Origin of the sequence: Streptomyces glomeratus (assembly GCF_021462825.1) — a bacterium.
Taxonomy (GTDB): Bacteria; Actinomycetota; Actinomycetes; order Streptomycetales; family Streptomycetaceae; genus Streptomyces; species Streptomyces glomeratus.
Genome location: NZ_JAKEEB010000020.1, coordinates 24,263 through 50,417, shown reverse-complemented (window position 1 = coordinate 50,417; position 26,155 = coordinate 24,263). Strand labels below are relative to the sequence as shown.

Sequence of the window (26,155 nt, the reverse complement as noted above, 5' to 3'; positions counted from 1 at the left end):
ATCGAACCGGGGAGAACAGGTGCGCGATGGGGTCCCCCAGGCCGTTAGGCGGTGGGGGGCGGCTCAGTCCTGTACGACGGGGGCGTACGGACAGGGCACGGCGGTCTCGCTTCGGGGCGCGAGGCTCGGGATGGTGCAGGGGCCCTCTAGCAGGCGCACATTCGACACATACAACGAGCACCGGGCGTCATGGTCGCCTCGGTCGCGAAGGTGCGGCAGCTCGTCGTGGTCATGGGCCCCAGTAAAGCAGACACATCGCCGGGGCCCGTCACGGCTGTCCGCTATTCGGACGGCCGTGGACAGTGTGGGGCCGTCTCCGGAGGTCGCCGTGGCAGGCGCGTTGACCGGTCAGAACACGGCCGAAAGGCCACGGGCAGCGGATCACGTCCGGCAGCCGGATGGCTGCCGGACCCGGCGGGTTGTGGTCAAGGCCACGGTGGCCGACCGGGCGCGAGCCCGGGCTCCGGTGTCCGCGGGGCGGCTGCCGGGGGCGGGCGCCGGTGTCCGCGGGGCGGCTGCCGGGGGCGGGCGCCTAGGGTCTTTTGGACCGTAATAGGGTCACGGCATGCTTGATGCCCTGACGCCGGCGACCGGTGTCGCCGCGCTGCTGCTCGCCGCCTGGTGCGGCTGGGCGGCCTACCGTGATCAGCCCACGAAGGACTGGCACTTCATCGGCATGGCCGTGGTCACGCTGCTGACCCTGGTCCAGCTGGTCGTCGGCCTTGTCCAGCTGGGGCGCGGCCAGAAGCCGGAACAGGGCACGACAATCTTCGTGGCGTATCTGCTCGGCGCCTTCGCGTGCATCCCGGCGGCGGGTTTCATGTCGCTGGCGGAGCGCACACGCTGGGGTTCGGTGACGGTCGCGGCCGGCGGGGTGGTCCTCGCCGTGCTGGAGGTGCGGCTCTATGACATCTGGGGAGGCTGAGATGGCGGCCACGGAGGAGCGGCCGGCGAAGACACGGCTCATCACCGGGCCCGGCATGCTGCTGGTCTGGCTGTACGGCGTGATGGTGGTCGGGGCGGTGGCGCGCTCGGCGGTGCAGATCTCGACGCAGTTCGACAAGGCCCCGCTGGCGTACTCGCTGTCCGCGGTGGCCGGAGTCGTCTACGGCTTCATCACGTACTCCCTGGTCCGCGGCGGCGAGACGGCCCGGCGGGCGGCGCTGGCGTGCTGCGCGGCGGAGCTGGTGGGCGTACTCACCGTCGGCACCTGGACCCTGCTGGAGCCGTCCGCGTTCCCGGACGCGACCGTCTGGTCCGACTACGGGATGGGGTACCTCTTCATCCCCGTACTGCTGCCGCTGTCGGCCATGTACTGGCTGCGGAAGGCGCACGCGCGGCGGCAGGCCGCCTGAGCCACGACCGCCGGCCGGGGGCGCGCCCCTTGCGGGGCGCGGTGCCCTCTCAGGCCGTCGTCGCGTACGTCGACGCCGGGGCCTGCTTCTCGAGCACGACCATCGGTACGCCGTCGGCGCCCTGGGACGTGCCCGCGGCCTCGTAGCCGAGGCGGCGGTACAGGCGCAGGCTGACCTCGCTGCGGTGGCCGGCGCTGAGGCGGAACTTTTTCGCGCCGCGCTCCTCCGCCAGCGCCGACTCCGCCGCGCGCAGCAGGCGGGCGCCGATGCCGTGGCCCTGCAGCCGCGGGTGCACACACAGCTTGCCGATGGACGCCGCGCCGTCCTCGGTGACGCTGCCGCGCACGGAGCCGACGACCTCCTCACCGAGGCGCGCCACGAAGACGCAGTCCGAGGCGACCTCCGCGCGGACCGAGTCCAGGGTCTGGACGAGCGGGTCGATGCGGTAGTTGCCGTACAGAGCGGCCTCGCTCTGGAAGCACAGGTACTGCAGCCTGAAGATCTGCTCGGCGTCCTGTTCGGTCGCCACAGAGATGGTCACGCTCATGCCCATGTGCGCATGCCTCCCGCTCACCTGATCGCCGGTCGTCCCCCACTCCTATCCCCGCGGTTCACGGGCCGCAACCTCCGCGGCCAGCAATCGACGCAGACATCCCAGGCATTTGGAACGTTCAGGGCCAAGACTTCCCTGTGAGATACCCAACTCCCCCGCGATCTCCCGATAGGTCAGGTCGTGCGGGGACAGCAGCGCCGCCATGAGGCGGGGACAACGGCCGGGGAGACGGCGCACGGCCGCGTACAGCGCCCGGCGCCGGGCCGCCATGAGCGCCTGTTGCTCGGGATCGCGCCCCGTGTCGTCGGCGGGCTCGGCGCTGTACGGGAGTTCGAGGCGGGCGGTGCGGCGGCCGCGGCGCGCCTCGGCGCGGACGGCCCGGCGCAGCCATCCCTGCGGGTCGACGGGCGGCCGGTCCCCCTCCAGCCGCTCCAGCAGTCGTAGCCACACCGCCTGTTCCAGATCGCCGGGCTCCATCCCCGACGCGTGCGCCTCCGCCGACGCCTCGGCGGTGAGCAGGGGGCGCAGGGCCGTCAGCATCTCGTGGGTCATATGCGGCGTGACGCGGCCGTCCCGGCGGCGGGTTGCCGGGACGGCCAGGAATCACCCCAATCGGGGTCTTTGCGTCAGGCGTTGACCCCTCGGCCGCGCAGGAAGTCCTCGCGGGCGAGCAGTCCGGTGTCGGCGTTGTCGGTGAACACCCCGTCGATGCCGGTCGCGAAGTACACCTGGAAGGCGCCGAAGGCATCCCCGTAGGCCGCCGGATCCGTTCCCTTCCGGAAGTTCGCGGGCAGGAAGGTGTTCTCGTTGCGCATCGTGTACGGGTGCAGGATCAGGCCCGCGGCGTGCGCGTCGGCGACGAGCTTGGTCGGCTGGGTGAGATTGCCGTTCGCGTCCTTCGGGATGACCAGGTCGAGGGTCGGGCCGATGCCCTGGGCGTACGAGGCGATCTCCGTCAGGCCCTTGGGGGTGACGAGGTCGGCGACCGTGCGCGGGTCGCCGGTCTCGACGAAGTCCCACAGGCGCGTGTTCGCGGCGGACAGCAGCACGACGAGCGGGTTGTCGACCAGCTTGTTCAGCCGCTGGATGCTGCTCGGCTCGAAGGACTGGATGATGACGGGCGAGTTCTTCCGGTTCTTGCCGTGTGCCCGCAGGATCCTCGCGAGCCGCTCCTCCAGGCCGAGGCCCAGCTTGCGGAAATAGGTGGGGTGCTTGGTCTCGGGGTAGATCCACACCTGCTTGCCGCGCTTGCGGGTCTGCTCGTCCTGCCAGCGCAGCACCTCCTCGAAGGTGGGGATCTCCCAGCGGCCGTCGTAGAGCGTGTTGCGCTGACGGGTGGCCGGGATGCGCTCGACCGCGCGCAGGGTCTTCAGCTCGGCGAGGGTGAAGTCCTCGGTGAACCATCCGGTGGTGGGGACACCGTCCAGGACCTTGGTGGTCTTGCGGCCGGCGAACTCTGGATGCCTGGCGACATCGGTGGTGCCGCCTATCTCCGGCTCGTGCCGGCACACGAGGTGGCCGTCCTTGGTGGGCACCAGGTCGCCGGCCTCCACGATGTCGGCGCCCAGATCGAGAGCCAGCTGGTACGAGCCGAAGGTGTGCTCCGGGCGGTAGCCGCTGGCGCCCCGGTGCCCGATGACGGCCGGCACCGGCAGACCCTTCAGCCCGCCGCCGTGCCGTGTGCCCGCGCTCGCGGCGCCGGGCAGTCCCAGGACGGCACCGCCCGCGCCCAGCACCGCGGCCCCGAGCAGCGCCCGCCGGCCGGTACCTCGCCCCTGCTCGTACGACTCCTGCGTCCCCATGGGTTCCTCCCGCCACGCGTGTCCACAGCAGGTCGATCGTAGGGGCGTGCGAGTGACGGCCGGGAGACGTACACGGGAACGCGCGCCACACGCGGACCGTCCTGCGGGATGCACCGCGATGCATGGGCGCGCCCGTACGGGAAACCCGTGAGGGCGGCTTCCCATGACGGCCCGTCATCCGCCGGGCGCGACGTGCGTCACACCCGCTCGGCGGACGACGAGCGTGCGACGCGACGCCTCCGCAGGTAAACAGTCGACAATGACTCGTATCGACGCGGTGAACCCGATGTGCGGCACACCGGGTCGCGCGAGTATCGTCCTCACCTGCACAGACTCATACCGCATCCCTTGACACCGGAGGGCCCGTTGTCCCGCTTCGCGCTCATCAAGGCAGTGCTCGGACCGATCCTGCGCCTGATGTTCCGCCCACGGGTGGAGGGCGCGGAGCACATCCCGGCCGACGGCCCGGTCATCCTGGCCGGCAACCATCTGACGTTCATCGACTCGATCGTGCTGCCGATCGTGACCACGCGGCAGGTGGTCTTCATCGGCAAGGACGAGTACGTCACCGGCAAGGGGCTCAAGGGCCGGCTGATGGCCTGGTTCTTCACGGGCGTCGGCATGATCCCGGTGGACCGGGACGGCGCGAGCGGTGGTGTGGCCGCGCTGATGACCGGCCGCCGGGTGCTGGAGGAGGGCAGGATCTTCGGCATCTACCCGGAGGGCACCCGCTCCCCCGACGGCCGTCTGTACCGCGGCCGCACCGGCATCGCCCGTCTCACCCTGATGACCGGCGCGCCGGTGGTCCCGTTCGCGATGATCGGCACGGACAAGCTGCAGCCGGGCGGTCGCGGTATGCCGCGTCCGGGCCGGGTCACCGTGCGCTTCGGCGAGCCGATGGAGTTCTCCCGGTACGAGGGGATGGACCGGGACCGCTATGTGCTGCGGGCGGTCACCGATTCCGTGATGACCGAGGTCATGCGGCTGTCGGGGCAGGAGTACGTGGACATGTACGCCACGAAGGCGAAGGCCGCGTAGCGGCAGCCGGGACGCGCCCACGGCAGGGCGCGCCCCCGAAGGTCACGCAGAGCCCTCGAGCCGCTGGCCCCGCAGCAGGAACCACGCTGCCACCGCCGTGGCCAGCAGTACCGCAGCGCCCGCGCCCGTAGCGATCCTCAGGCCCTCGACGAAGGTCTCGCGGGCCGCCGACAGCAGCGCCTCGCCGGTGCCGGTGGGCAGGTGCTGAGTAGCCTGCACCGCGCCACCCAGCGATTCGTGGGCCGCCGCCGGCGTGCCCGCCGGGGCCGTGAAGTCGCGGTACACGCCGGTCACGATGGAGCCGAGCAGGGCGATGCCGAGGGCCGCGCCGAGTTCGTAGGCCGTCTCGGAGACCGCCGAGGCGGCCCCCGCCTGCTCCTTGGGCACGCTGGAGAGGATCACGTCCGCGGTCACGGTGAAGGAAAGGCCGGCGCCCACGCCGACGACCAGCAGTGCGGCCCCGATCAACGGGTAGCCGGTGGCCCGGTCGAGGAGGGTGAGGGCGGCCAGTGCCAGCCCCACCGCGGCGAGCCCGACGGAGACCACCGCGCGCACCGAGAACCGCCGGGCCGCCGCGCCCGCGACGAGGCCCGCCGCCACCGCGCCTACGGCGGCGGGCAGTTCGGCGAGTCCGGCCTCGAAGGGCCGCCTGCCCTGCACCAGTTGCAGGTACTGCGAGAGGAAGAAGACCAGCCCGGACATGCCGAGGACGGTCAGCAGGTCGGCGAGCACCGCGCCGCTGAAGCCGCGGCGGCCGAACAACCGTATGTCCAGCAGCGGCACCGGAAGCGACAGCTGGCGGCGCACGAAGCCGGCGAGCGCGGCGGCGCCGAGGACGCCGGTGGCCGCGACCGGCCAGGTGAGACCGTGTGCGGCCGCCTCCTTGACCGCGTACACGATGCCGACCATGCCGACGAGCGACAGCCCGACGCTGATCAGGTCCCAGGGGCCGGGGTCCGGATTGCGGGACTCGGGCAGTGTGCGGATGCCGACGAGGACGAGGACCACCATCACCGGCACGTTGATGAGGAAGACCGAGCCCCACCAGAAGTGTTCGAGCAGGAAACCGCCGGTGATCGGGCCGACCGCCGTACCGGCCGAGGCGGTGGCGCCCCAGATCCCGACCGCGAGGCTGCGTTCGCGGGGGTCCTGGAAGATGTTGCGGATCAGGGCGAGCGTGGCGGGCATGAGGGTCGCGCCCGCGACACCGAGCAGCGCCCGCGCGAGGATCATCGTCCCCGCCGTCGCCGCGTAGGCGTTGAGGACGGATATCAGACCGAAGGCCGTGGCACCGCCGAGCAGGATCCGCTTGCGGCCGATGCGGTCGCCGAGGCTGCCCATCGACACGAGCAGACCGGCGATGACGAACGAGTAGACGTCCCCGATCCACAGCAGCTGGGTGCCGGACGGCTCCAGGTCCTCGCTGATGTAGGGGGTGGCGAGGCCGAGGACGGTCGCGTCCACGGCCACCAGCAGCACGGCGAGCACGAGGACCGAGAGCGCGAGCCACCGGCCCGGACGCTTCTCCGCCCGGGCCGCGAGCGCCGGCTGCAAGGTGCTGGTCATGGTTCCTCTCTCCTGAGGGCGCCGCCGAGGAACAGCTCGACGATCATGTAGGTGAAGTCCTTGGGGGCCAGACGGCCCTCCGTCGTGGCCCAGGCGCCCGAGGCCAGCAGGCCGTAGAGCGCGTCGGTGAGCCAAGCGGGGGTGAGGTCGATGCGGAACTCGCCGCTCGACTGGCCGCGCCGGAACAGCGCCGCCATCCGGGCGTCGATCCGGGCCCAGCCCGCGTTCTGCTCCTCGCCCTCGTAGAGCTGGTTCTCGCTGTAGAGGAAGGCGAGGAGGGCCGCGGCGGGCTCGATCTCCGTCACGAACCGGCGCAGGGCTTCCCGCGCCGGGCCGTCATCGAGCCGTGCGGCGTCCAGCGCCGCCTCGCACTCCTGGATGCCGAGCGTCTCCAGGGCCCGTACGAGCGCGTCGCGTCCGGCGAAATGGCGGTGCAGCGTGGCCCGGCTGATCCCGGCCGCCTTGGCGACCTCGTCCATGGTGGCGGTGGACTTCCGGGTGAGCAGGGCGGCTGCGCTGCGCAGCACGTGGTCACGATCGACGGCCATGAGACGATGTTATCGCACATGAGACTTCTTTGTCTCACACGAGGCGTGAAGGTCTCAGTAGTCGTGCCTTCGGACCGGAGTCGATCAGTGCCAGGGCAACCGTCCGCGCCGCTCCCAGTACGCGCGCGGTTCCTCGGCGAGGGCCTCCAGCCGGGCGAGCTGGTCCTCGTCGAGGTCCACGGCGGCGGCGTGCAGGTTGGAGGCGAGCTGGTCCGTGGTGGCGGCACCGGAGAGAACGACATCGACCCAGGGCCGGCCCAGGACCACGGCGAGGGCGACCGCATCGGAGCCCAGCGACGTCTCCTCGGCCACGGCCCTCAGCGCTTCGGGCGCATACGGGCCCGCCAGCCTGCCGTTGGCCATCCCCTCCTTGACGATGACGGCGACCCCGGCGTCATGGGCCTCGGCGAGCGCCGGGGCGGCCGAGGTCTCCAGGAGGTTGTACGTGGACTGGACGGTACGGAAGAGGGGTTCGCCGTCCACGGTCACGGCGAGCGCGGCACGGATCGCGTCGGCCTGCGCCGGGCCGCTGGTGGAGAAGCCGATCGTGAGGCCCTCCGCGGCGGCCTCGGCGAGCCTCGCGTGGAGTTCCCTGTCGGTGAGCGCGGGGCTGTCGGGCGTCACCGAGTGGATCTGGTAGAGGCCGAGCCGGTCGCCGAGCAGGGCGGCGGTCTCTGCACGCTGCCGCTGGTAGGTCGCGACACTGTGGTCCTTGACCTCGTGCCGCTCGGCGTCGGTGGTCCAGCCCGCGGTGTAGGTGTACCCCCACTTGCTGCCGACGACGACGTCGTCGATCTCGGGGCGGGCGTTCAGCCAGCCGGCGAGGAACTCCTCGGAGCGGCCGTAGGAGCGGGCCACGTCGACGTAGCGGACCCCCTGGGCGTAGGCCGCGTCCAGCAGTTCGTGGGTACGGACGCGCAGGGCGTCGACACTGCGGACGGCCGGGAGGTCCTGCTCGCGGCCCAGGTTGATGTAGCCGGGGCGGCCGACGGCGGCGAGACCCAGGCCGAGGCGGCAGGTGGGCGTGGTGGCTGAGGCCATAGGGGTCTCCCCTGCTCGAGCGAGGCCCGGAGCTGAGGGAAGGGCGAAGGGCATCGCGGGCTCCGTTCGGTCGGCTCCTTGCGGCTCGGACCAACGTAACCCGGCCGCCCTTCCCCCGTACGACCGGCTACTTCTTCTGCTTCGCGGTGGCCCACGCGTGCTGCGCCGCCAGGTCCGCCTTCACCTCGGCGAGCTGGACGGCGACCGCCTCGGGTGCCGTGCCGCCACGGCCGTTGCGGGAGGCGAGGGCACCGGGGACGTTGAGGACGGTACGGACCTCCGGGGTGAGATGGGCGCTGATCTTGGTGAACTGTTCGTCCGTCAGCTCGTCCAGCTCCTTGCCCTCGGCCTCCGCCGCCTTCACGCACTCACCGGCGACTTCGTGCGCCACCCGGAAGGGCACACCCTGCTTGACCAGCCACTCGGCGACATCCGTGGCGAGCGAGAAACCGGCCGGGGCCAGCTCCTCCAGACGCTCGCGGTGCACGGTCAGCGTGGCCATCATGCCGGTGAAGGCCGGGAGCAGGACCTCCAGCTGGTCGATGGAGTCGAAGACGGGCTCCTTGTCCTCCTGAAGGTCGCGGTTGTACGCGAGCGGCAGGGCCTTCAGGGTGGCCAGGAGGCCGGTCAGATTGCCGATCAGACGGCCGCTCTTGCCGCGCGCCAGCTCCGCGATGTCCGGGTTCTTCTTCTGCGGCATGATCGAGGAGCCGGTGGAGAAGGCGTCGTGGAGGGTGACGAAGGAGAACTCCTTCGTGTTCCAGATGATGACCTCCTCGGCGATCCTGGAGAGGTTCACGCCGATCATCGCGGTGATGAAGGCGAACTCGGCGACGAAGTCGCGCGAGGCCGTGCCGTCGATGGAGTTGGCCGAGCTGCCGTGCTCGAAGCCGAGGTCCCTGGCGACCGCCTCCGGGTCGAGACCGAGGCTGCTGCCCGCGAGGGCGCCCGAGCCGTACGGCGAGACGGCCGTGCGCTCGTCCCACTGGCGCAGCCGCTCGGCGTCCCGGGACAGTGCCTGGACGTGTGCGAGCACATGGTGCGCGAAGAGCACCGGCTGGGCGTGCTGCAGATGTGTGCGACCGGGCATCGCCACGTCCGGGTGGGCCTCCGCGAGGCCGACCAGGGCGTCCTGGAGGTCGGCGATCAGGCCGCCGACGATGCGGGCGTGGTCGCGCAGATACATCCGGAAGAGGGTGGCGACCTGGTCGTTGCGCGAGCGGCCGGCGCGCAGCTTGCCGCCGAGGTCGGGGCCGAGGCGCTCCAGGAGGCCGCGTTCCAGGGCGGTGTGGACGTCCTCGTCGGCGATGGTGCCCACGAAGTCGCCCGAGGCCACGTCGGCCTCGAGCCGGTCCAGGCCGCCGAGCATCCGCGTCAGCTCGTCGTCGGTGAGGAGCCCCGCGCGGTGCAGCACGCGCGCGTGGGCGCGGGAACCCGCGATGTCGTACGGCGCCAGCCGCCAGTCGAAGTGGACGGACGCGGACAGCTTGGCCAGGGCCTCGGCGGGTCCGTCGGCGAAACGGCCGCCCCAGAGCCGTACGTCACCGCTGTTGCTGTTCACTGCTGTACTCCTCGGAAGGTGGGGATGTGCCACCGCCTCCCCACCCGGGAGTGAGGAGGCGGCTGTCAGGCTCATGCGTGTGTGCCGGGCGATGCGAAAGGCCCGGCGCCCTACGCGAGGTCCCGCTTGGCGGCGATCTTCGACGACAGGCTGTAGATGTCGATGAAGCCCTTGGCCGCGGACTGGTCGAACGTGTCGCCGGTGTCGTAGGTCGCGAGGTCGAAGTCGTACAGCGACTCCTGGGAGCGCCGGCCGGTGACGACCGCGCGGCCGCCGTGCAGGGTCATGCGGATGTCGCCGGAGACGTGCCGGTTGGCCTCGTCGATGAAGCCGTCCAGGGCGCGCTTGAGCGGGGAGAACCACTGGCCGTCGTAGACCAGCTCGCCCCAGCGCTGCTCGACCTGCCGCTTGTAGCGGGCGAGTTCGCGCTCGACGGTGACGTTCTCCAGCTCCTGGTGGGCGGTGATCAGGGCGATCGCGCCCGGAGCCTCGTACACCTCGCGGGACTTGATGCCGACGAGCCGGTCCTCGACCATGTCGATCCGGCCGATGCCCTGGGCGCCGGCCCGCTCGTTGAGCTGCTGGATGGCCTGCAGGACCGTGACGGGCTTGCCGTCGATGGCGACCGGGGCGCCCTCCTTGAAGGTGATGATCACCTCGTCGGCGTCGCGGAGCTCGGCCGGGTTGGACGTGTACTCGTAGATGTCCTCGATCGGGGCGTTCCAGATGTCCTCGAGGAAGCCGGTCTCGATGGCCCGGCCGAAGACGTTCTGGTCGATGGAGTACGGGGACTTCTTGGTGGTCGCGATGGGCAGGCCCTTGGCCTCGCAGAAGGCGATGGCCTTGTCGCGGGTCATCGCGTAGTCGCGGACGGGGGCGATGCACTTGAGGCCGGGGGCGAGGGCGACGATGCCGGCCTCGAAGCGGACCTGGTCGTTGCCCTTGCCGGTGCAGCCGTGGGCGACCGTGGTGGCGCCGTGCTTCTTGGCGGCGGCGACCAGGTGCTTGACGATCGTCGGCCGGGACAGGGCGGAGACCAGCGGGTAGCGGTCCATGTAGAGGGCGTTGGCCTTGATCGCCGGGAGGCAGTACTCGTCGGCGAACTCGTCCTTGGCGTCGGCGACCTCGGCCTCGACGGCACCGCACGCGAGCGCGCGCTTCCGGATGACGTCCAGATCCTCGCCGCCCTGGCCGACGTCCACGGCGACGGCGATGACCTCGGCGCCGGTCTCCTCTGCGATCCAGCCGATGGCGACGGAGGTGTCCAGACCGCCGGAGTAGGCGAGTACGACGCGCTCGGTCACGGGTTTCTCCCTCACAGTGCATTCGCTGATATGCATGAGTATGCAGGGTCCTGCATGGTTCGTCAATCTCCTCATCGTCGTGGCGAGATTTCGAAAGGAGGCTTGAAAACTCCCTGAACGCCGAAAGCCGCTCACCCGTATCTCCCGCCGGACACAGACGCCGCGTCGGCCATCCCTCACGCCGCAGGGCCCGACCTCCCCGGCCGCCTGCACGCTCACCGAGTGACGTGACAGGCACCGTGGCCGCCCCGCGCGCCGGCCGGGGCGGCCGCGGACCCTCCTCCGGGACTCACCGAGGCCGCAATTCCTTAGACGGCCGAAAGACCTTCCCCGATAATCGGCGGCATGGGAAAGACCTATGAGCGCATAGACGGCAGACTGCGGACGTTCATCGAGGCACAGCCCCTGTTCTTCACCGCCACCGCCCCTCTCGGCGCCGACGGCACGGTCAACCTCTCCCCCAAGGGCCTGAAGGGTTCGTTCGCCGTCGTCGACGAGCACACCGTGGCCTACCTCGACTTCGCCGGGTCCAACGCCGAGACCATCGCTCACCTGCGGGAGAACGGCCGGATCACCCTGATGTGGTGCGCCTTCCAGGGCCCGCCGAACATCGTGCGGGTGCACGGCCGCGGGGAGCCGGTCTTCCGCGACGACCCGCGCTTCGGAGATCTCCTCGCGCACTTCCCGGGCATCGACCCGGCCCCGCACGGCCTGCGCGCGATCATCGTCGTGACGGCGGAACACATCCGGGACACCTGTGGCTACGCGGTCCCCTTCATGGCGTACCAGGAGGACCGCGAACTGCACGCCCAGCGCTTCGCGCGCGAGGACGACGCCTCACTCGATGCGTACTTCCGGAGGAAAGAGCACGTCGAAACCAGCCTCGACGGCCTGCCGGGACTTCCGCTGCCGCTGCCGCCGTCTACGTTCTGAGCCATGCGCTCCGGTGCCGTCGCCGCCCTCGCCTCCGCCTCCCTCCTCCTGCTGCCCGGCGCCGCGCCGTACCCCGCCGGGGAGGTCCCGCTGCCCGGGCGGATGGCGGACACCGGCGGCGGCACCCAGCTGATCACCGCGGAGGCGTCGACGACCGCCGCGACCTCGGGCACGGTCACCTGGTGGGACCTCCGTGGCGGGCAGTGGATGAAGTCCGGTTCGGCGGTGGCGCGCTTCGGCGCGCGAGGCCTCGTGGAGGGCACCTCGCGCAGGCAAGGCAGCGGCACGACCCCGACGGGCCTGTACGACCTGCCGTACGCGTTCGGCATCGCGGCCGCTCCCGCGGGGACCAGGGAGCCGTACCGCCGGGTGCACCAGGACTCCTGGTGGTGCCAGGACAACAACGCGCGCTCCTACAACCGCTGGACGGAACCCCTCCCGGCCGACTGCCGGGCCGCGGAGGCGGAGCACCTGATCGCGTACGACCCCCAGTACTCCCACGCCTTGGTCATCGGCTTCAACTACCACGCCCCGGTGCGGGAACGCGGCGCCGGTATCTTCCTGCACGTCAACGGCAAGACGGCGACGTCGGGCTGTGTGTCGGTGCCGCAGGACGCCATGCGGAGGATCCTGGTGTGGGCGGATCCCGCGCGGGCGCCGCACATGGCGATCGGAACGAGCGGCGGGGCCACCGCGCTCACGCGCTACTGAGCGCGCCGACCGGCAGCCGTACGGTGAACGTCGTCGCACCGGGGCGGGTGTCCAGCCCCACCGTTCCTCCGTGCGCCTCCGTCACCGCCGCCACGATCGCCAGGCCCAGCCCCGCGCCGCCGCCGTGGTGGTCCGGGCGGCGCCGGTGGTCGGCCCGGGTGAAGCGTTCGAAGACGCCGGAGCGGATGTCGTCGGGCACTCCGGGACCGTCGTCGTGGACCCCGAGGACGGCCGTCGTGCCCTCGGTCTCCAGCGTGGCCACCACCGCGGTGCCCGCAGGTGTGTGCAGACGCGCGTTGGCCAGCAGATTGGCCAGCACCTGCTGCAGCCGATGCGTGTCGCCGACCACCGTCACCGGTTCCTCGGGCAGCTCCATCGTCCAGCGGTGGCCGGGACCCGCGGCCCGCGCGTCCGTGACCGCGTCGAGTACCAGGCGGGTGAGGTCGACGGGACGGCGCTCCAGCGGACGGCCCGCGTCCAGCCGGGCCAGCAGCAGCAGATCGTCGACCATCTCGCCCATGCGCGCCGACTCCGCGGCGATCCGCTCCAGGGCACGGTGCACCTCGGGCGGGACCGGACCCGGGTTCAGCAGCGCCAGCTCGGCATGGCCGCGGACCGAGGCGACCGGCGTGCGCAGCTCGTGGCTGGCGTCGGCGGCGAAGCCGCGCAGCCGTTCCTCGACGGCGTGGCGCTTGGTCAGCGCGTCCTCGACATGGCCGAGCATGCGGTTGAAGGCGGTGGCGACCCGGCCCACCTCGCTGCGCGGATCACTCTCGGGTGCCCTCGGCGGCAGCGCGACCTCGCCATCGGCGAGCGGCAGCTCGCTGACCCGGGCCGCGGTGTCGGCGACCCGGCTGAGCGGCCGCAGGGACCAGCGCACCCAGAGGGCGCCGGCCACCCCGGTGACCGCGAGGGCCGCGCCGAAGACGACGGCGGCGACGAGTTCCAGCCGGTGCACCGTGGCCTGAACCGGTTCCAGCGGAAGCCCGGTGAGCAGGACGTCGCCGTCCCGGCCGGTCGTAGCCATCACCCGGTAACCGCCCAGAGCCGACAGATGGACGCTGTGGCCCCTGCCGTCCGTGCGGACCGCCGTGAGTGTGCGCACGTCCCGGGCGCTCAGCGGAGCGGTCAGATCGGTGCTCTGGTCGCCGGGGCGCACCACCGCCGCCTGGGTGACCGTGTCGCCGACCAGCCGGGCGCCGAACGTGCCGGCGGGCTGCTTGCGCGTGTCACCGTGTTCGTCACCGTCGTGGTCCGAGGGTCTGACGCCGTGCTCGAGGCTCGCCGGGAACCGCGGGCCGGTCTCGCGCAGCTGCTGGTCCAGCCGCCCGGTGAGAAAGCCGTCGAGTTCCACCACGGCGGCCACCCCGACGGCGGCGCAGCTGAGCGCGAGCAGCACGACGAGCCCGGCGGTGAGCCGGGCCCGCAGGGTGCGCGGCCGGGGCAGGCGCCGCACCCGCCGTACCCCCGCCGGTCCGGCCCTCACCGGGTCACCGGCTTCATCACGTATCCGGCCCCGCGCACGGTGTAGATCATGGGGTCGCGGCCGGCGTCCACCTTCTTGCGCAGGTACGAGATGTAGAGCTCGACGACATGGGCCCGGCCACCGAAGTCGTACGACCACACCCGGTCGAGGATCTGTGCCTTGCTGAGCACGCGCCGGGGATTGCGCATCAAGAAGCGCAGCAGTTCGAACTCGGTGGGCGACAGGTCGATCAGCTCACCGGCCCGGGTCACCTCACGCGCCTCCTCGTCCATGACCAGGTCCCCGACGGTCAGCCGGGGGCCCTCCTCCAGCTGCCGGGCCATTCCGGCGCGGCGCAGCAGCCCGCGCAGCCGGGCGACGACCTCCTCCAGGCTGAACGGTTTGGTCACGTAATCGTCGCCGCCCGCGGTGATGCCGGCGATACGGTCCTCGACGGCGTCCCGCGCGGTGAGGAACAGCACACACACATCCGGCTTCACACCGTGCAGGGAGCGCAGCACCGCGAAACCGTCGGTGTCCGGCAGCATCACGTCCAGGACGACGGCGTCGGGCATGAGGTCGCGGGCCTCGGCGAGGGCGGTGGCCCCGTCGCCGGCCGTGCGGACGTTCCAGCCCTCGTAGCGCAGGGCCCCGGACAGCACCTCGGCGAGGTCCGGGTCGTCGTCGACGACGAGGACACGCACGGGCGTGCCGTCGGGACGGGACAGGGCGGGGCGGCCGGTTCTGGGTGTGTTCATCGCACTCACCAGGATCCCTCCCGTCCCGGGCGGCCGGTGCCGCCGGAGCCTCTGAGTTCGCTGTGAGTGTCCGGCGCCCTCCACCCCGCGTGCCCGGCACCTCGCGCCGGGTGACGTGCGCGGCCACCCCTCGCCGGCTGCTCCGCTCAGGACGGACTCATGTTCCTCAGAGCGGCCTCAGAGGTTCCGCCTGCACAGTTGCGTCCTCGACGCCCGAAAGGAACCGCCCATGACCACGGTGTACGAGCAGCAGGCGCCACCGGTGCCGATCGTCCGGCGCTCCCCGGCCCCCCTGCTGCCGGCCGTCCTGTGGGCCGGGGCGGCCGCCGTCCTCGCCCTGTGGTGGCAGAACACCGGATCGGTGGTGGGCACGGCCGGCCGGCTCACCGGGGCGGGCCGGATCGCCGGGCTGCTGTGCGGGTACGCCTGTGCGGTGCTGGTCGGGCTGATGGCCCGGGTGCCGCTGCTGGAGCGGCGGATCGGCTCGGACCGGGTGTCCCGATGGCACGCGATGGCCGGACGGTACACGGTCTGCCTGCTGGTCGCGCACATCGCCCTGATCATCGCCGGGTACGCCGCCCAGGACCGTGTCTCGCTCGTGCACGAGACGCTCACGGTGGTCCTCGACTACCCGGAGATGATCAAGGCGACTCTTGGGACGGTCATCCTGTTCGCCGTCGGGGTCACGTCGATGCGCGCCGTCCGCCGGCGGACCCGCCACGAGTTCTGGTACTACGTCCACCTGCTCACCTACGCCGCGGTCTTCCTCGCGTTCGGTCATCAGCTGGCTCTGGGCGCGGAGTTCGCCGGGAACCCCCTCGCGCAGGGTTTCTGGTACGCGCTGTACGTGGGTGTCGCGGCCCTGGTGATGTGGTTCCGGATCCTCGCCCCCGTGCGGCTGAACCTGCGGCACCGGCTCCGGGTGGAGGCGGTGCACCAGGAGGCGCGGGGGGTGTGGTCCGTGGTCGTGCAGGGCCGGCGGCTGGACGAACTGGGCGCGGAGCCGGGGCAGTTCTTCCGCTGGCGGTTCCTCGCGGACGGCTTGCGCTGGACGTCGACACCGTACTCCCTGTCGGCGCCGCCTCGCCCCACCCGGCTGCGCATCACCGTCAAGGCGCTCGGCGACCACAGCACATCGGTCGCCCTGTTGCGGCCGGGCACCCGGGTGTGGGCGGAGGGGCCGTACGGATCGCTGACCGCCGACCGGCGGACCACCGGCAAGTCGCTGCTGATCGCGGCCGGTGTCGGGATCACCCCGCTGCGGGCCCTGTTCGAGACGCTGCCGGGCGAGGTGACGCTGCTGTACCGGGCACGCTCGGCCGACGACCTGGCGCTGGGCGGCGAGTTGGAGGCCATAGCCCGGTGGCGCGGCGCCCGGGTGCTGTACGCCCTCAACGGTGCGGACGGCTCGCGCCCTCGCCTGACACCGGGTGCGCTGCACGGTGCGGTGCCCGAACTCGCCGACCACGACGTCTTTCTGTGCGGTCCGCCCGGATTCGCCGAGGACATGTACGAGGCGCTGCGGGCGGCCGGGATCCCGGACCGCCGTATCCACCACGAGTCGTTCGAGCTGTGAGGACGTCATGCACCCGTTGAAGAGGAAGAGCCCGCTGCGGCGGATCGTGCTGGCGAGCGCCGCCACGGTGTCCGGCACGGTGATACTGCTGTCGCTGAAACCGCACACGTCACCGTCGGTCGCGCTGGGAGCGCACGCGCCGTCGGGTTCGAGCGCGTCGAGCGTCCCGGGCGGCTCGAAGGGTTCCGACGGATCGAGCGGCCCGACCGGTTCGGGCGGATCCGGCGGGTCCGCCGGCAGCAAGACCGTCACCGGGACCTCCGTGCCGACCCGGTGGGGTCCCGTCCAGGTCCGCGTCACGATGACGAAGGGCAGGATCACCGACGTCACGGCGGTGGACTATCCCCAGGACAACCCCAGGGACCAGGAGATCAACGGCTATGCGCTCCCGCAGCTGAGGAGGGAGGTCCTCGCCGCGCAGAGCGCGAGCATCGACACGGTCTCCGGGGCCAGTTACACCAGCGAGGGTTACCGCCAGTCACTCCAGTCGGCCCTGGACTCCGCGGGCCTTTGAACGCGGGGCAGGTCCCGCACGTACCTCTGGGCCAAGGGGGCCGATGGCCTCACCCGTCCCACGCAGGACCACGGAGGAGACCGTGTCCACGATCGCCGGTGGCCGCGCCGCGCGGCGCCAGACGATGCGCGCCATCCGCCCACGCCGCTCCCCTGCCGTACCGTTGCTGGCCGCCGTCTGGGCGGGCGCGGCGGGCGTCATCTGGCTGTGGTGGATGAACACGCCGTCCATCGCCGACAACAACAGCAGAATCCTCAACGCGGGGCGGATCACCGGCCTGCTCGCCGGCTATCTGATGGCCCTCGTCGTGCTCCAGATGGCGCGGGTGCCCGCTCTGGAGCGGCGGGTCGGCTCCGACCGGGTCGCGCGCTGGCACGCCATGACCGGCCGGTACACCATCTGCCTGGTCCTCGCCCACCTCTTCCTGACGATGTGGGGATACGCCCTGCAGAACGGCAAGGGGCTGGGCGGGATCGTGCAGCAGACCATCGACTCGGTCAACCAGCTGCCGGACGTGGGCAAGGCCGCCATCGGCACGGGCCTGCTGGTGCTCATCGGCCTGATCTCGATCGGCCCGGTCCGCCGCGGGATCTCGTACGACCTGTGGTACCACGTCCATCTGCTGACCTACGCGGCCACGTATCTGTCGTTCTGGCACCAGCTGTCGACCGGCAACGAGTTCGCCGTCCAGCCCGAGGCCAAGACCGCCTGGTACGCCCTCTACGGCTCGGTGACCGCGCTGGTGATCTGGTTCCGGATCCTGACGCCCATCCGGCTGAACCTGCGGCACCGGCTGCGGGTGGAGGCGGTCATCGAGGAGACGCCCGGCGTGGTCTCGGTGCTGATGACCGGGCGGAGGCTGCACCGGATGGGCGCGGAGGCCGGGCAGTTCTTCCGCTGGCGCTTCCTCGCGCCCGGCATGCGGTTCAGCTCGCACCCGTACTCGCTGTCGGCGGCGCCCCGCCCGCAGATGCTCCGCATCACGGTGAAGGCGATCGGCGACCACAGCTCCGCGCTGCGGGACCTGAAGCCCGGCACCCGGGTGTGGGCGGAGGGCCCCTACGGCGCGCTGACGGCGGACCGCCGCAGCCGCGGCAAGGTGCTGCTGGTGGCCGGTGGCGTCGGCATCACGCCGATGCGGGCGCTGTTCGAGACACTGCCCGGCGCGCCCGGCGACCTGACCCTCCTCTACCGGGCCAACACCACCCAGGACCTGGCTCTGTGGGACGAGCTGGCCCAGATCGCCGAGGAGCGCGGCGCCCGGCTGATGTACGCGGTCAACAGCCCGGACGGGGAGCGCCCGGACATCTCGGCCGACACCCTGCGCCGGAAGCTGCCGGACATCGACCACCACGACGTCTTCATGTGCGGACCGCCCGGCTTCGCGCAGCAGGTGTACGAGGCACTGCGCGGCGCGGGCGTTCCCGCCCGCCGCATCCATCACGAGTCGTTCGAGATGTGAGCGACGGGACTCAGGAGCTTTGGGAACGATGAGGAAGAGCCACCCCATTCGGCGTGCCGTGCTCGCCGGCGCCGCCACCGTGTCAGGCATCGTCCTGCTGCTGTCGCTGAAGCCGGCGTCGGATCCGGCCTCGGCCCAGGCGGCGGGCGGAGCCGCACCGCAGCAGACCGCCGCGTCCCAGGAGTCGCCCCAGGGCGGCAGCGGGCAGCAGACAGGCGCACAGACGGTCACCGGCGACGTGGCCAAGACGCAGTACGGCAGTGTGCAGGTGCGTCTGACGCTGAGCGACGGGAAGATCACCAAGGCCGAGGCCGTCCAGGCACCCAAGGGCGGTCTCAGCGACCAGAAGACCGCCATGTCCGTGCCCAAGCTCAACCAGGAGGCCGTCGCCGCGCAGAGCGCGCAGATCGACGCCGTCTCGGGCGCCACCTACACGAGCGGCGGCTACAAGCAGTCGCTCCAGTCCGCGATCGACAAGTCGAAGGCCGCCTCGGGTGCCGCGGGCGGTTCCGGCTCCGGGGGCGGTTCCGGGTCGTCGTCGGGGTCGTCGGCCCAGGCGCGTACGGTCACCGGTAACGTGGCCCAGACCCAGTACGGCAGCGTGCAGGTGCGTCTGACGCTGAGCGGCGGAAAGATCACCAAGGCCGAGGCCGTCCAGGCACCCAAGGGCGGTCTCAGCGACCAGAAGACCGCCATGTCCGTCCCGCGGCTGAACCAGGAGGCGGTGAGCGCGCAGAGTGCGAACATCGATGCGGTCTCCGGCGCGACGTATACCAGCGCCGGGTACAAACAGTCCCTGCAATCGGCCCTGGACAAGGCCGGTGGCTGAGTGGCCGGACAGGTGACCGATCCCGCCGGGGCCCCGCCCGCGCTGCGCCACGCGGAGGAGGTGATGGGCACCGTCGTCTCCTTCGATGTGCGCGGCGGCGAATCCCAGGCCGTGCGCACGGCGCTGGAGGAGGCGATCGCCGGACTCCACCGCGTGGACGAGGTGTTCAGCACCTACCGGGAGGGCAGCCAGATATCGCGGCTCGCCCGAGGCGAGGTGACCCTCGAGGAGTGCGACCCGGAGGTCGCCGAGGTGCTTGCGCTGGGTGCCGAGGCGGAGCGGCTCAGCGACGGCTGGTTCAGCACACGCTACGAGGGACGGGTCGACCCGACCGGGATCGTCAAGGGCTGGGCGGTCGAACGGGCGGCCCGGCGGCTGTCGGCGGCCGGGGCGAGCGGAGTGAGCGTCAACGGCGGCGGGGACGTCCAGCTCTACGGGATGCCCGGGTCACACCGCCCGTGGCGGGTCGGGGTGTCGGATCCGCTGCGTCCCGGCGGGCTCGCGGCGGTGGTCTCCGCGGCCGGCACCGAGGAGCTGGCCGTCGCCACGTCGGGGACCGCGGAGCGCGGCGCGCATATCGTGGACCCGCGCACCGGCCGCTCGGCGGTGACCGACCTGGTCGCCGTGACGGTGGTGGCCCCCCGGCTTACCTGGGCGGACTGCTGGGCGACGGCCGCGTTCGCCATGGGCTCGCGGGAAGGGCTGGCCTGGCTGGAGTCGCTGCCGGACGTGGAGGCGCTGCTGATCACGGCGGGCGACGAGGTGCGCTGCACGGGCGGGCTGGCGGCACGCCTGGGATGACCGCGGACGGGCAGGGCGCACCGGAGCCGGTGCGCCCTGCCCGTATGTACCGGCTCAGTGCCCGGTCTGGGCCAGCCGCAGCAAGTGGTCCGCCAGCGCCTGGCCCCCGGTCGGATCCCGGCTGATCAGCAGCACGGTGTCGTCACCCGCGATCGTGCCGAGGATGTCGTGCAGTTCCGCCTGGTCGATGGCCGAGGCCAGGAACTGCGCCGCGCCCGGCGGGGTGCGCAGGACCACGAGATTCGCGGACGCCTCCGCGGAGATCAGCAGCTCCTGGGACAGGCGCCGCATCCGCTCCTCCTTGGCCGACCCGCCGAGCGGTGCGCGCGGAGTGCGGAAGCCGCCCTCGCTCGGAACCGCGTAGATGAGGTCGCCGTCGGTGTTGCGGATCTTCACGGCGTTCAGCTCGTCCAGGTCCCGGGAGAGTGTCGCCTGGGTGACGTGCAGCCCGTCGTCGGCCAGGAGTTTCGCCAACTGGCTCTGGGAGCGCACCGGTTGCCGGTTGAGGATGTCCACGATCCGGCGGTGGCGCGCGGTGCGGGTCTGCGGCACGGCGGGTCCCGTGTGCTCGTGGTCCTGCGCCTGGGTCATCGTCGTCTCATTCTCCGGATCGTCCGTCCCCGTTCACTGCGTCGAGGACACCGGGAAGCACCCGGAGGAAGGCCGCCGCGTCGTCGTCGCCGAGGTTCAGCGGCGGCATCAGCCGTACGACGTTCGGGGCGGGCGCGTTCACCAGGAAACCGGCGTCCTGAGCCGCGTGCTGCGCCTGCTGCGCGAGCGGCTCGCTGAGCACGATACCCAGGAGCAGGCCGGCACCCCGGACGTGGTCGATCAACGGGTGCCCCAGCGACTCGATTCCCTCCCGCAGTCGCTCGCTCTGCCGCTTGACGTTGTCCAGCAGCCCCTCGGCCGCGATGGTGTCCAGGACGGCGAGCCCGGCGGCGCAGGCGACGGGGTTGCCGCCGAAGGTCGTGCCGTGCTGGCCCGGCTGGAGCAGCTCGGCGGCGCGGCCGAATGCGACGGTGGCGCCGAGCGGCAGCCCGCCGCCGAGGCCCTTGGCGAGCGTGACCACGTCCGGCAGGACGCCCTCGTGGGCCTGGTACTCGAACCAGTGTCCGGTGCGGCCGATACCGGTCTGCACCTCGTCGAGCACGAGCAGCGCCCCGGTGGCGGCGGTGATCGCCCGGGCCGCCTTGAGGTAGCCGGCCGGCGGGACGACCACCCCGTTCTCGCCCTGGACGGGCTCGATGATCACGAGGGCGGTCTCCTCGGTGACCGCGGCGGCCAGCGCCTGCGCGTCGCCGTAGGGGACGTGCGTGACCTCGCCGGGCAGCGGCAGGAACGGTTCCTGCTTGCCGGGCTGGCCGGTGAGCGCGAGGGCGCCCATGGTGCGGCCGTGGAAGCCGCCGTCGGTGGCGACCATGTGGGTGCGCCCGGTCAGCCGGCCGATCTTGAAGGCGGCCTCGTTGGCCTCGGCGCCGGAGTTGCAGAAGAACACCTTGCCGTCCCGGCCGAAGAGCTGGAGCAGCCGTTCGGCGAGAGCGACGGGCGGTTCGGCGATGAACAGGTTGGAGACATGGCCGAGGGAGGCGATCTGCCTGCCGACCGCCTCGACGACCGCGGGGTGGGCGTGACCGAGCGCGTTGACCGCGATGCCGCCGACGAAGTCGAGGTACTGCTTGCCGTCGGCGTCCCACAGCCTGGTGCCCGCGCCGCGCACGAGGGGCAGCCTGGGGGTGCCGTAGTTGTTCATGAGCGCGCCCCGCCACCGCTCGGTCAGCTCCCCGTTGGCGGAGTTCCCGGCACCTGCGGAGTCTGCGGTGATTTCCGTCGTACCGGTCATGCGGACGCCCCCTGTGCGAATTCGTCGGGCACGACCATCGTGCCGATGCCCTCGTCGGTGAAGATCTCCAGCAGGATCGAGTGCTGCACCCGGCCGTCGATGACGCGGGCGGTGGTGACGCCGTTGCGCACGGCGAACAGGCAGCCCTCCATCTTCGGGGCCATGCCGGAGGACAGCTCCGGCAGCAGCTTCTCCAGCTGGGAAGCGGAGAGACGGCTGATCACCTCGTCGGAGTTCGGCCAGTCCTCGTAGAGCCCTTCGACGTCCGTGAGGACCATGAGGGTTTCGGCGCCCAGTGCCGCAGCGAGTGCCGCAGCCGCCGTATCAGCATTGACGTTGTAGACATGTCCGTCGTCCTGACTGCGTGCGATCGAGGAGACGACCGGGATGCGGCCGTCGGCGAGCAGCGCCTCGATCGCTCCCGTGTCGATCTCGGTGATCTCGCCCACCCGCCCGATGTCGACCCGTCGGCCGTCGATCCGGGGCCGGTGTCTGGTGGCGGTGATGGTGTGCGCGTCCTCGCCGGTGATACCGACGGCGAACGGACCGTGCTGGTTGAGCAGCCCGACCAGCTCGCGCTGCACCTGACCGGCCAGCACCATGCGCACGACGTCCATGGCGTCCTCGGTGGTGACCCGCAGGCCCGCCTTGAACTCGGTGGGGATGCCGTGCCGGTCGAGGGCCGCGCTGATCTGGGGTCCGCCGCCGTGCACGACGACGGGCCTGAGACCGGCGTGCCGCAGGAAGACGACGTCCTGGGCGAAGGCGGCCTTGAGCTCCTCGTCGACCATGGCGTTCCCGCCGAACTTGATCACGACGATCTTGCCGTGGTGGCGGGTCAGCCAGGGCAGCGCCTCGATGAGGATCTTGGCCTTGGGCAGGGCGGTGTGCTTACGCGTCGTTCCGTTGCTCATGAGGAGTAGGCGCTGTTCTCGTGGACGTAGTCGGCGGTGAGGTCGTTGGTCCAGATGGTGGCGGTCTCCGTACCGGCGGCGAGGTCGGCGACGATGTGCACCTCGCGGTAGCGCATGTCGACCAGCTCGCGGTCCTCGCCCACGGAACCGTTCTTGCAGACCCAGACGCCGTTGATGGCGACGTTGAGCTGGTCGGGCTCGAAGGCGGCCCGGGTGGTGCCGATCGCCGACAGGACACGGCCCCAGTTGGGGTCCTCGCCGTGGATCGCGCACTTGAGGAGGTTGTTGCGGGCGATGGAACGGCCCACCTCCACCGCGTCCTCCTCGGTCGCGGCGCCCACGACCTCGACCTTGATGTCCTTGCTGGCGCCCTCGGCGTCGCCGATGAGCTGGCGGCCCAGGTCGGCGCAGACCTCCCGGACGGCCTCGGCGAACTCCTCGTCGCCCGGGGTGATGCCGGACGCTCCGGAGGCGAGGAGCAGGACCGTGTCGTTGGTGGACATGCAGCCGTCGGAGTCGACCCGGTCGAAGGTGACCTTGGTGGCGGCCCGCAGGGCCCGGTCCAGGGTCTCGTTGTCGGTGTCGGCGTCGGTGGTGAGGACGACGAGCATGGTGGCGAGGCCGGGCGCGAGCATGCCGGCGCCCTTGGCCATACCGCCCACGGTCCAGCCGTCCCTGGTCACGACGGAGGTCTTGTGGACCGTGTCGGTGGTCTTGATGGCGATGGCGGCCTTCTCGCCACCGTGCTCGGACAGCTGGGCGGCGGCCGCGTCGATGCCCGGGAGCAGCTTGTCCATCGGGAGCAGGACGCCGATGAGGCCCGTGGAGCAGACGGCGACCTCGATGGCGCCCCGGCCCAGGACGTCGGCGGCCTTCTCCGCCGTCGCATGGGTGTCCTGGAAGCCCCTGGGACCGGTGCAGGCGTTGGCACCACCCGAGTTGAGGACGACCGCGGAGACCTGGCCGGCCTTGAGGACCTGCTCGGACCACAGCACCGGCGCGGCCTTCACACGGTTGGAGGTGAAGACGCCCGCGGCGGCGCGGCGGGGCCCGTTGTTGACGACGAGGGCCAGGTCCGGGTTGCCGTTCTCCTTGATTCCGGCGGCGATTCCGGCCGCCGTGAACCCCTTTGCTGCCGTGACACTCACGGTGCGACTCCGATCGTGGAAAGCCCGGTGGTTTCGTCGAGCCCGAGGGCGATGTTCATGCTCTGGACGGCACCGCCCGCGGTGCCCTTGGTCAGATTGTCGATGGCGCTGATCGCGATGATGCGGTGCGCGTCGGCGTCGTACGCGACCTGCACCTGAACGGCGTTGGAACCGTAGACGGACGCGGTGGAGGGCCACTGTCCCTCGGGGAGCAGATGGACGAAGGGCTCGTCGGCGAAGGCCTTGTGGTAAGCGGTGCGGACGGACTCGGCGCTGACGCCGGGCTTCGCCTTCGCACTGCACGTGGCCAGGATGCCGCGGGACATGGGCGCGAGGGTGGGGGTGAAGGAGACGGAGACGGTCTCCCCGGCGGCCGCACTCAGGTTCTGGATCATCTCGGGGGTGTGCCGGTGCACGCCGCCGACGCCGTACGGGGACATCGACCCCATGACCTCGCTGCCGAGCAGGTGCGGCTTGGGGGCCTTGCCGGCGCCGGAGGTGCCCGAGGCGGCGACGACCACGGCCTCGTTCTGGGCCAGGCCCCCGGCGTATGCGGGGAAGAGCGCGAGCGAGACGGCCGTGGGATAGCAGCCGGGCACCGCGATGCGCTTGGACCCCTCCAGAGCAGCGCGGCCACCCGGCAGTTCGGGAAGGCCGTAGGGCCAGGTGCCGGCGTGCGGTGAGCCGTAGAACCTCTCCCACGCGGCCGAGTCCTCCAGCCGGAAGTCCGCCCCCATGTCGATCACGAGGACATCCGTGCCGAGCCGGTCGGCGACCGCCGCGGACTGCCCGTGGGGCAGGGCGAGGAAGACCACGTCGTGCCCGGCGAGCTGCTCGGGGCCGGTCTCCTGGAGTACGCGGTCGGCCAGGGGCAGCAGATGCGGCTGCAGCGCGCTCAGCCGCTGACCGGCGCTGGAGTTCCCGGTCAGGGCGCCGATCTCGACCTCGGGGTGGGCCAGGAGCAGACGCAGCAGCTCCCCGCCCGCGTATCCGCTCGCTCCGGCGACCGCCGCACGTACCCTCACTGGAACCTCCTCCTGGATGGCATGACTATACGTATCGCTGCACGTTTATGCAATCCTGGAGGCCGAGCCTCTCTCTCGATGGTGACGGGCGGAGCGCGTCACCGCAGAGGAGCACGTGAGGGGGCCCTCCCGTCCTCGGGGAGCATGATCGCGCGGGAGACGACGAAGATTGCGGGTATCGCAGCGGCGGAGGCGAGCGGCGGGGCGGACTTGTTCCCCGCATGGAGGACGCCGACCACAACGTACACGCCCGCCGTCGTCTCCGGTCCTCGGCGGCGCTTGGCCGAGCGGGGGCTGCCGCCCGACGGGCGGCGGCCCCCGACGGGATCCCCGCCTCTGTCCGATCGCCTAGGCTCGCACGCATGGAATCCAGGTTCTGGCCCGTGCAGGACGTGCTCGCCCATCTCGCCGGGCGGTGGAACGTGGAGCGTGCCGTCCGCGACCTCGCGAGCGGTGAGGAAGGGCGCTTCAGCGGGACGACGGTGTTCTCACCGCTGGAGGACGGCGGCGACGGGCTTCTGCACCACGAGTCGGGCACGTTCCTCTGGCGGGGCACGCCGCGCCCCGCCGAACGGACGCTGTGGTTCCTGCCCGGGGACTCCGCCGGCACGGCGCGGGTGCGGTTCGCCGACGGCCGCCCGTTCCACGACCTCGATCTCACCACCGGCCGCCATGTCGCCGACCATCCGTGCGCGGCGGACCTGTACCGGGGCGAGTTCACGGTCCAGGACGCGGACCACTGGCGCACGGTGTGGCGTGTCGGCGGGCCCGCCAAGGACCTGGTCCTGACGACCGGCTACACGCGCGCCGGCTAGCCCCGAGAGGCGCCCTGCTCCAGGCGGAGGTTCCAGCGCCCGTCACGTCCGGCGAGCGTGACCGTCGACAGGGGGCGGACGTCGATGTTCCAGTACGACGACGGCTGAGCCCTCAGCGCGTACACCAGGGCGGCCCGCACCACCGACGGCTCCGCCACGGCCACGACGCGGCTGCCGTCTTCCACCGGACGGGTCTCCAGCCAGCCGCCCACCCGGGAGATGAACGAGGCCAGCGACTCGCCGCCGTGCGGCGTGGAGCGAGGGTCGGCGAGCCAGGCGTCCACCGCCGACGGCTCCCGGGCCATCGCCTCGCCCAGGGTGAACCCGCGCCAGCGGCCCATGTCGCAGTCCCTCAGCGCGAGCTGCACCAGCGGGGCGTAGCCGAGCGCGTCCCCGGTCGCCCGGCTCCGCGGCGTCGGCGAGCAGTAGCGCAGCTCGGCGGCCGCCAGCGGCACCAGATGCCCGGCGGCCCGCTGCACCTCGTCCCAGCCCGCCTGGTCCAGCGGGCGGTCGTCCTGGAAGCGCTCCGCGAGCAGCGAGGAGCTGCGCGCGGCGGCGACGAACGTGACCCGAACATGCACAGGCCGATCGTG

Annotated in this window: 27 protein-coding genes; 11 read left to right on the top strand and 16 right to left on the bottom strand. The window is 71.7% G+C overall.

What is annotated here, in order from left to right; all coding sequences use genetic code 11:
* Positions 1 to 565 precede the first annotated feature (565 nt).
* Positions 566 to 925, top strand: coding sequence for a hypothetical protein (locus LZ604_RS22400; protein ID WP_234517222.1), 360 nt, complete (start codon positions 566 to 568; stop codon positions 923 to 925).
* A gap of 1 nt (position 926) precedes the next feature.
* On the top strand, positions 927 to 1,355 hold the full coding sequence (locus LZ604_RS22395) for a hypothetical protein (RefSeq protein ID WP_234517221.1): 429 nt from the start codon (positions 927 to 929) through the stop codon (positions 1,353 to 1,355).
* Between the two features lie 49 nt (positions 1,356 to 1,404).
* Here the strand turns inward: LZ604_RS22395 and LZ604_RS22390 are convergent, their stop codons facing one another.
* From LZ604_RS22390 to LZ604_RS22380, 3 genes are all read right to left on the bottom strand, one after another.
* The gene (locus tag LZ604_RS22390; protein ID WP_234517220.1) at positions 1,405 to 1,908 is read right to left on the bottom strand and encodes a GNAT family N-acetyltransferase; all 504 of its coding nucleotides are present in this window, start codon (positions 1,906 to 1,908) and stop codon (positions 1,405 to 1,407) included.
* Positions 1,909 to 1,953: 45 nt separating this feature from the next.
* On the bottom strand, positions 1,954 to 2,460 hold the full coding sequence (locus LZ604_RS22385) for a sigma-70 family RNA polymerase sigma factor (RefSeq protein WP_234517219.1): 507 nt from the start codon (positions 2,458 to 2,460) through the stop codon (positions 1,954 to 1,956).
* A 74-nt stretch (positions 2,461 to 2,534) separates the two neighbouring features.
* A complete protein-coding gene (locus tag LZ604_RS22380) occupies positions 2,535 to 3,710 on the bottom strand; it encodes a glycerophosphodiester phosphodiesterase (protein ID WP_234517218.1) in 1,176 nt (391 codons plus the stop codon).
* 348 nt (positions 3,711 to 4,058) lie between these two features.
* Between LZ604_RS22380 and LZ604_RS22375 the strand changes: the two genes are divergently transcribed.
* Positions 4,059 to 4,748: a lysophospholipid acyltransferase family protein gene (locus LZ604_RS22375; RefSeq protein WP_234517217.1), complete on the top strand. Its 690-nt coding sequence runs from the start codon at positions 4,059 to 4,061 to the stop codon at positions 4,746 to 4,748.
* Positions 4,749 to 4,790: 42 nt separating this feature from the next.
* On the opposite strand, the gene LZ604_RS22370 is transcribed toward LZ604_RS22375, so the two are convergent.
* The 5 genes from LZ604_RS22370 to LZ604_RS22350 all read right to left on the bottom strand — a co-directional run bounded on the left by LZ604_RS22370 (position 4,791) and on the right by LZ604_RS22350 (position 10,768).
* Entirely contained in the window at positions 4,791 to 6,314 is a 1,524-nt protein-coding gene (locus LZ604_RS22370; protein ID WP_234517216.1) for an MFS transporter, read from the bottom strand.
* Positions 6,311 to 6,862, bottom strand: a complete 552-nt coding sequence (locus LZ604_RS22365; protein WP_234517215.1) for a TetR/AcrR family transcriptional regulator — start codon at positions 6,860 to 6,862, stop codon at positions 6,311 to 6,313. The genes LZ604_RS22370 and LZ604_RS22365 overlap by 4 nt, the downstream gene beginning before the upstream one ends.
* 84 nt (positions 6,863 to 6,946) lie before the next feature.
* Complete coding sequence (locus tag LZ604_RS22360) at positions 6,947 to 7,957, bottom strand: aldo/keto reductase (RefSeq protein WP_372482180.1); 1,011 nt, start codon at positions 7,955 to 7,957, stop codon at positions 6,947 to 6,949.
* A gap of 73 nt (positions 7,958 to 8,030) precedes the next feature.
* Positions 8,031 to 9,464: an argininosuccinate lyase gene (argH, locus tag LZ604_RS22355; RefSeq protein ID WP_234517213.1), complete on the bottom strand. Its 1,434-nt coding sequence runs from the start codon at positions 9,462 to 9,464 to the stop codon at positions 8,031 to 8,033.
* A gap of 110 nt (positions 9,465 to 9,574) precedes the next feature.
* Entirely contained in the window at positions 9,575 to 10,768 is a 1,194-nt protein-coding gene (locus LZ604_RS22350) for an argininosuccinate synthase (protein WP_234517212.1), read from the bottom strand.
* A gap of 345 nt (positions 10,769 to 11,113) precedes the next feature.
* Here LZ604_RS22350 and LZ604_RS22345 point away from each other — a divergent pair, with 345 nt between their 5' ends.
* Positions 11,114 to 11,701, top strand: coding sequence for a pyridoxamine 5'-phosphate oxidase family protein (locus LZ604_RS22345; protein ID WP_234517211.1), 588 nt, complete (start codon positions 11,114 to 11,116; stop codon positions 11,699 to 11,701).
* Between the two features lie 3 nt (positions 11,702 to 11,704).
* Positions 11,705 to 12,412 (top strand): L,D-transpeptidase family protein, encoded by a 708-nt coding sequence (locus tag LZ604_RS22340; RefSeq protein ID WP_234517210.1) that lies wholly within the window; start codon positions 11,705 to 11,707, stop codon positions 12,410 to 12,412.
* Here the strand turns inward: LZ604_RS22340 and LZ604_RS22335 are convergent.
* Both LZ604_RS22335 and LZ604_RS22330 read right to left on the bottom strand, forming a co-directional pair.
* Positions 12,399 to 13,868 (bottom strand): sensor histidine kinase, encoded by a 1,470-nt coding sequence (locus LZ604_RS22335; RefSeq protein WP_234517209.1) that lies wholly within the window; start codon positions 13,866 to 13,868, stop codon positions 12,399 to 12,401. The genes LZ604_RS22340 and LZ604_RS22335 overlap by 14 nt on opposite strands.
* A 26-nt stretch (positions 13,869 to 13,894) precedes the next feature.
* Positions 13,895 to 14,635 (bottom strand): response regulator transcription factor, encoded by a 741-nt coding sequence (locus LZ604_RS22330; RefSeq protein WP_308283619.1) that lies wholly within the window; start codon positions 14,633 to 14,635, stop codon positions 13,895 to 13,897.
* A 229-nt stretch (positions 14,636 to 14,864) separates the two neighbouring features.
* Between LZ604_RS22330 and LZ604_RS22325 the strand changes: the two genes are divergently transcribed.
* The 5 genes from LZ604_RS22325 to LZ604_RS22305 all read left to right on the top strand — a co-directional run bounded on the left by LZ604_RS22325 (position 14,865) and on the right by LZ604_RS22305 (position 19,817).
* Entirely contained in the window at positions 14,865 to 16,211 is a 1,347-nt protein-coding gene (locus tag LZ604_RS22325; protein ID WP_234517208.1) for a ferredoxin reductase family protein, read from the top strand.
* Positions 16,212 to 16,218: 7 nt separating this feature from the next.
* Positions 16,219 to 16,725, top strand: coding sequence for an FMN-binding protein (locus LZ604_RS22320; protein ID WP_234517207.1), 507 nt, complete (start codon positions 16,219 to 16,221; stop codon positions 16,723 to 16,725).
* Between the two features lie 124 nt (positions 16,726 to 16,849).
* Entirely contained in the window at positions 16,850 to 18,187 is a 1,338-nt protein-coding gene (locus LZ604_RS22315; RefSeq protein ID WP_234517285.1) for a ferredoxin reductase family protein, read from the top strand.
* Between the two features lie 28 nt (positions 18,188 to 18,215).
* Positions 18,216 to 19,016 (top strand): FMN-binding protein, encoded by an 801-nt coding sequence (locus LZ604_RS22310; protein WP_234517206.1) that lies wholly within the window; start codon positions 18,216 to 18,218, stop codon positions 19,014 to 19,016.
* Positions 19,017 to 19,079: 63 nt separating this feature from the next.
* Positions 19,080 to 19,817 (top strand): FAD:protein FMN transferase, encoded by a 738-nt coding sequence (locus tag LZ604_RS22305; protein ID WP_267971686.1) that lies wholly within the window; start codon positions 19,080 to 19,082, stop codon positions 19,815 to 19,817.
* Between the two features lie 54 nt (positions 19,818 to 19,871).
* On the opposite strand, the gene LZ604_RS22300 is transcribed toward LZ604_RS22305, so the two are convergent.
* The 5 genes from LZ604_RS22300 to argC are packed head-to-tail and all read right to left on the bottom strand — an operon-like array spanning position 19,872 to position 24,747.
* A complete protein-coding gene (locus tag LZ604_RS22300; protein ID WP_234517204.1) occupies positions 19,872 to 20,408 on the bottom strand; it encodes an arginine repressor in 537 nt (178 codons plus the stop codon).
* A gap of 7 nt (positions 20,409 to 20,415) precedes the next feature.
* Positions 20,416 to 21,660, bottom strand: coding sequence for an acetylornithine transaminase (locus LZ604_RS22295; RefSeq protein WP_234517203.1), 1,245 nt, complete (start codon positions 21,658 to 21,660; stop codon positions 20,416 to 20,418).
* A complete protein-coding gene (gene argB / locus LZ604_RS22290) occupies positions 21,657 to 22,574 on the bottom strand; it encodes an acetylglutamate kinase (RefSeq protein ID WP_234517202.1) in 918 nt (305 codons plus the stop codon). The genes LZ604_RS22295 and argB overlap by 4 nt, the downstream gene beginning before the upstream one ends.
* Entirely contained in the window at positions 22,571 to 23,722 is a 1,152-nt protein-coding gene (gene argJ, locus LZ604_RS22285) for a bifunctional glutamate N-acetyltransferase/amino-acid acetyltransferase ArgJ (protein WP_234517201.1), read from the bottom strand. Before argJ ends, argB begins: the two co-directional genes overlap by 4 nt.
* Positions 23,719 to 24,747 carry an N-acetyl-gamma-glutamyl-phosphate reductase gene (gene argC / locus LZ604_RS22280; protein WP_234517200.1) on the bottom strand — a complete coding sequence of 343 codons (1,029 nt, stop codon included), beginning with the start codon at positions 24,745 to 24,747 and terminating at the stop codon, positions 23,719 to 23,721. Before argC ends, argJ begins: the two co-directional genes overlap by 4 nt.
* 362 nt (positions 24,748 to 25,109) lie before the next feature.
* Here argC and LZ604_RS22270 point away from each other — a divergent pair, with 362 nt between their 5' ends.
* Positions 25,110 to 25,562 (top strand): DUF6314 family protein, encoded by a 453-nt coding sequence (locus LZ604_RS22270; RefSeq protein WP_234517199.1) that lies wholly within the window; start codon positions 25,110 to 25,112, stop codon positions 25,560 to 25,562.
* Here LZ604_RS22270 and LZ604_RS22265 read toward each other — a convergent pair.
* Positions 25,559 to 26,143 (bottom strand): histidine phosphatase family protein, encoded by a 585-nt coding sequence (locus LZ604_RS22265; protein ID WP_234517198.1) that lies wholly within the window; start codon positions 26,141 to 26,143, stop codon positions 25,559 to 25,561. The genes LZ604_RS22270 and LZ604_RS22265 overlap by 4 nt on opposite strands.
* Positions 26,144 to 26,155: the final 12 nt, after the last annotated feature.

Excerpts from the sequence above, each read along its gene's own strand:
- LZ604_RS22400 (WP_234517222.1), top strand. The coding sequence starts at position 566 with ATGCTTGATGCCCTGACGCCGGCGACCGGTGTCGCCGCGCTGCTGCTC.
- LZ604_RS22395 (WP_234517221.1), top strand. The coding sequence starts at position 927 with ATGGCGGCCACGGAGGAGCGGCCGGCGAAGACACGGCTCATCACCGGG.
- LZ604_RS22390 (WP_234517220.1), bottom strand. The coding sequence starts at position 1,908 with ATGGGCATGAGCGTGACCATCTCTGTGGCGACCGAACAGGACGCCGAG.
- LZ604_RS22385 (WP_234517219.1), bottom strand. The coding sequence starts at position 2,460 with ATGACCCACGAGATGCTGACGGCCCTGCGCCCCCTGCTCACCGCCGAG.
- LZ604_RS22380 (WP_234517218.1), bottom strand. The coding sequence starts at position 3,710 with ATGGGGACGCAGGAGTCGTACGAGCAGGGGCGAGGTACCGGCCGGCGG.
- LZ604_RS22370 (WP_234517216.1), bottom strand. The coding sequence starts at position 6,314 with ATGACCAGCACCTTGCAGCCGGCGCTCGCGGCCCGGGCGGAGAAGCGT.
- LZ604_RS22365 (WP_234517215.1), bottom strand. The coding sequence starts at position 6,862 with ATGGCCGTCGATCGTGACCACGTGCTGCGCAGCGCAGCCGCCCTGCTC.
- LZ604_RS22360 (WP_372482180.1), bottom strand. The coding sequence starts at position 7,957 with ATGCCCTTCGCCCTTCCCTCAGCTCCGGGCCTCGCTCGAGCAGGGGAG.
- LZ604_RS22345 (WP_234517211.1), top strand. The coding sequence starts at position 11,114 with ATGGGAAAGACCTATGAGCGCATAGACGGCAGACTGCGGACGTTCATC.
- LZ604_RS22340 (WP_234517210.1), top strand. The coding sequence starts at position 11,705 with ATGCGCTCCGGTGCCGTCGCCGCCCTCGCCTCCGCCTCCCTCCTCCTG.
- LZ604_RS22330 (WP_308283619.1), bottom strand. The coding sequence starts at position 14,635 with ATGAACACACCCAGAACCGGCCGCCCCGCCCTGTCCCGTCCCGACGGC.
- LZ604_RS22325 (WP_234517208.1), top strand. The coding sequence starts at position 14,865 with ATGACCACGGTGTACGAGCAGCAGGCGCCACCGGTGCCGATCGTCCGG.
- LZ604_RS22320 (WP_234517207.1), top strand. The coding sequence starts at position 16,219 with ATGCACCCGTTGAAGAGGAAGAGCCCGCTGCGGCGGATCGTGCTGGCG.
- LZ604_RS22315 (WP_234517285.1), top strand. The coding sequence starts at position 16,850 with ATGCGCGCCATCCGCCCACGCCGCTCCCCTGCCGTACCGTTGCTGGCC.
- LZ604_RS22310 (WP_234517206.1), top strand. The coding sequence starts at position 18,216 with ATGAGGAAGAGCCACCCCATTCGGCGTGCCGTGCTCGCCGGCGCCGCC.
- LZ604_RS22305 (WP_267971686.1), top strand. The coding sequence starts at position 19,080 with ATGGGCACCGTCGTCTCCTTCGATGTGCGCGGCGGCGAATCCCAGGCC.
- LZ604_RS22300 (WP_234517204.1), bottom strand. The coding sequence starts at position 20,408 with ATGACCCAGGCGCAGGACCACGAGCACACGGGACCCGCCGTGCCGCAG.
- LZ604_RS22295 (WP_234517203.1), bottom strand. The coding sequence starts at position 21,660 with ATGACCGGTACGACGGAAATCACCGCAGACTCCGCAGGTGCCGGGAAC.
- argB (WP_234517202.1), bottom strand. The coding sequence starts at position 22,574 with ATGAGCAACGGAACGACGCGTAAGCACACCGCCCTGCCCAAGGCCAAG.
- LZ604_RS22270 (WP_234517199.1), top strand. The coding sequence starts at position 25,110 with ATGGAATCCAGGTTCTGGCCCGTGCAGGACGTGCTCGCCCATCTCGCC.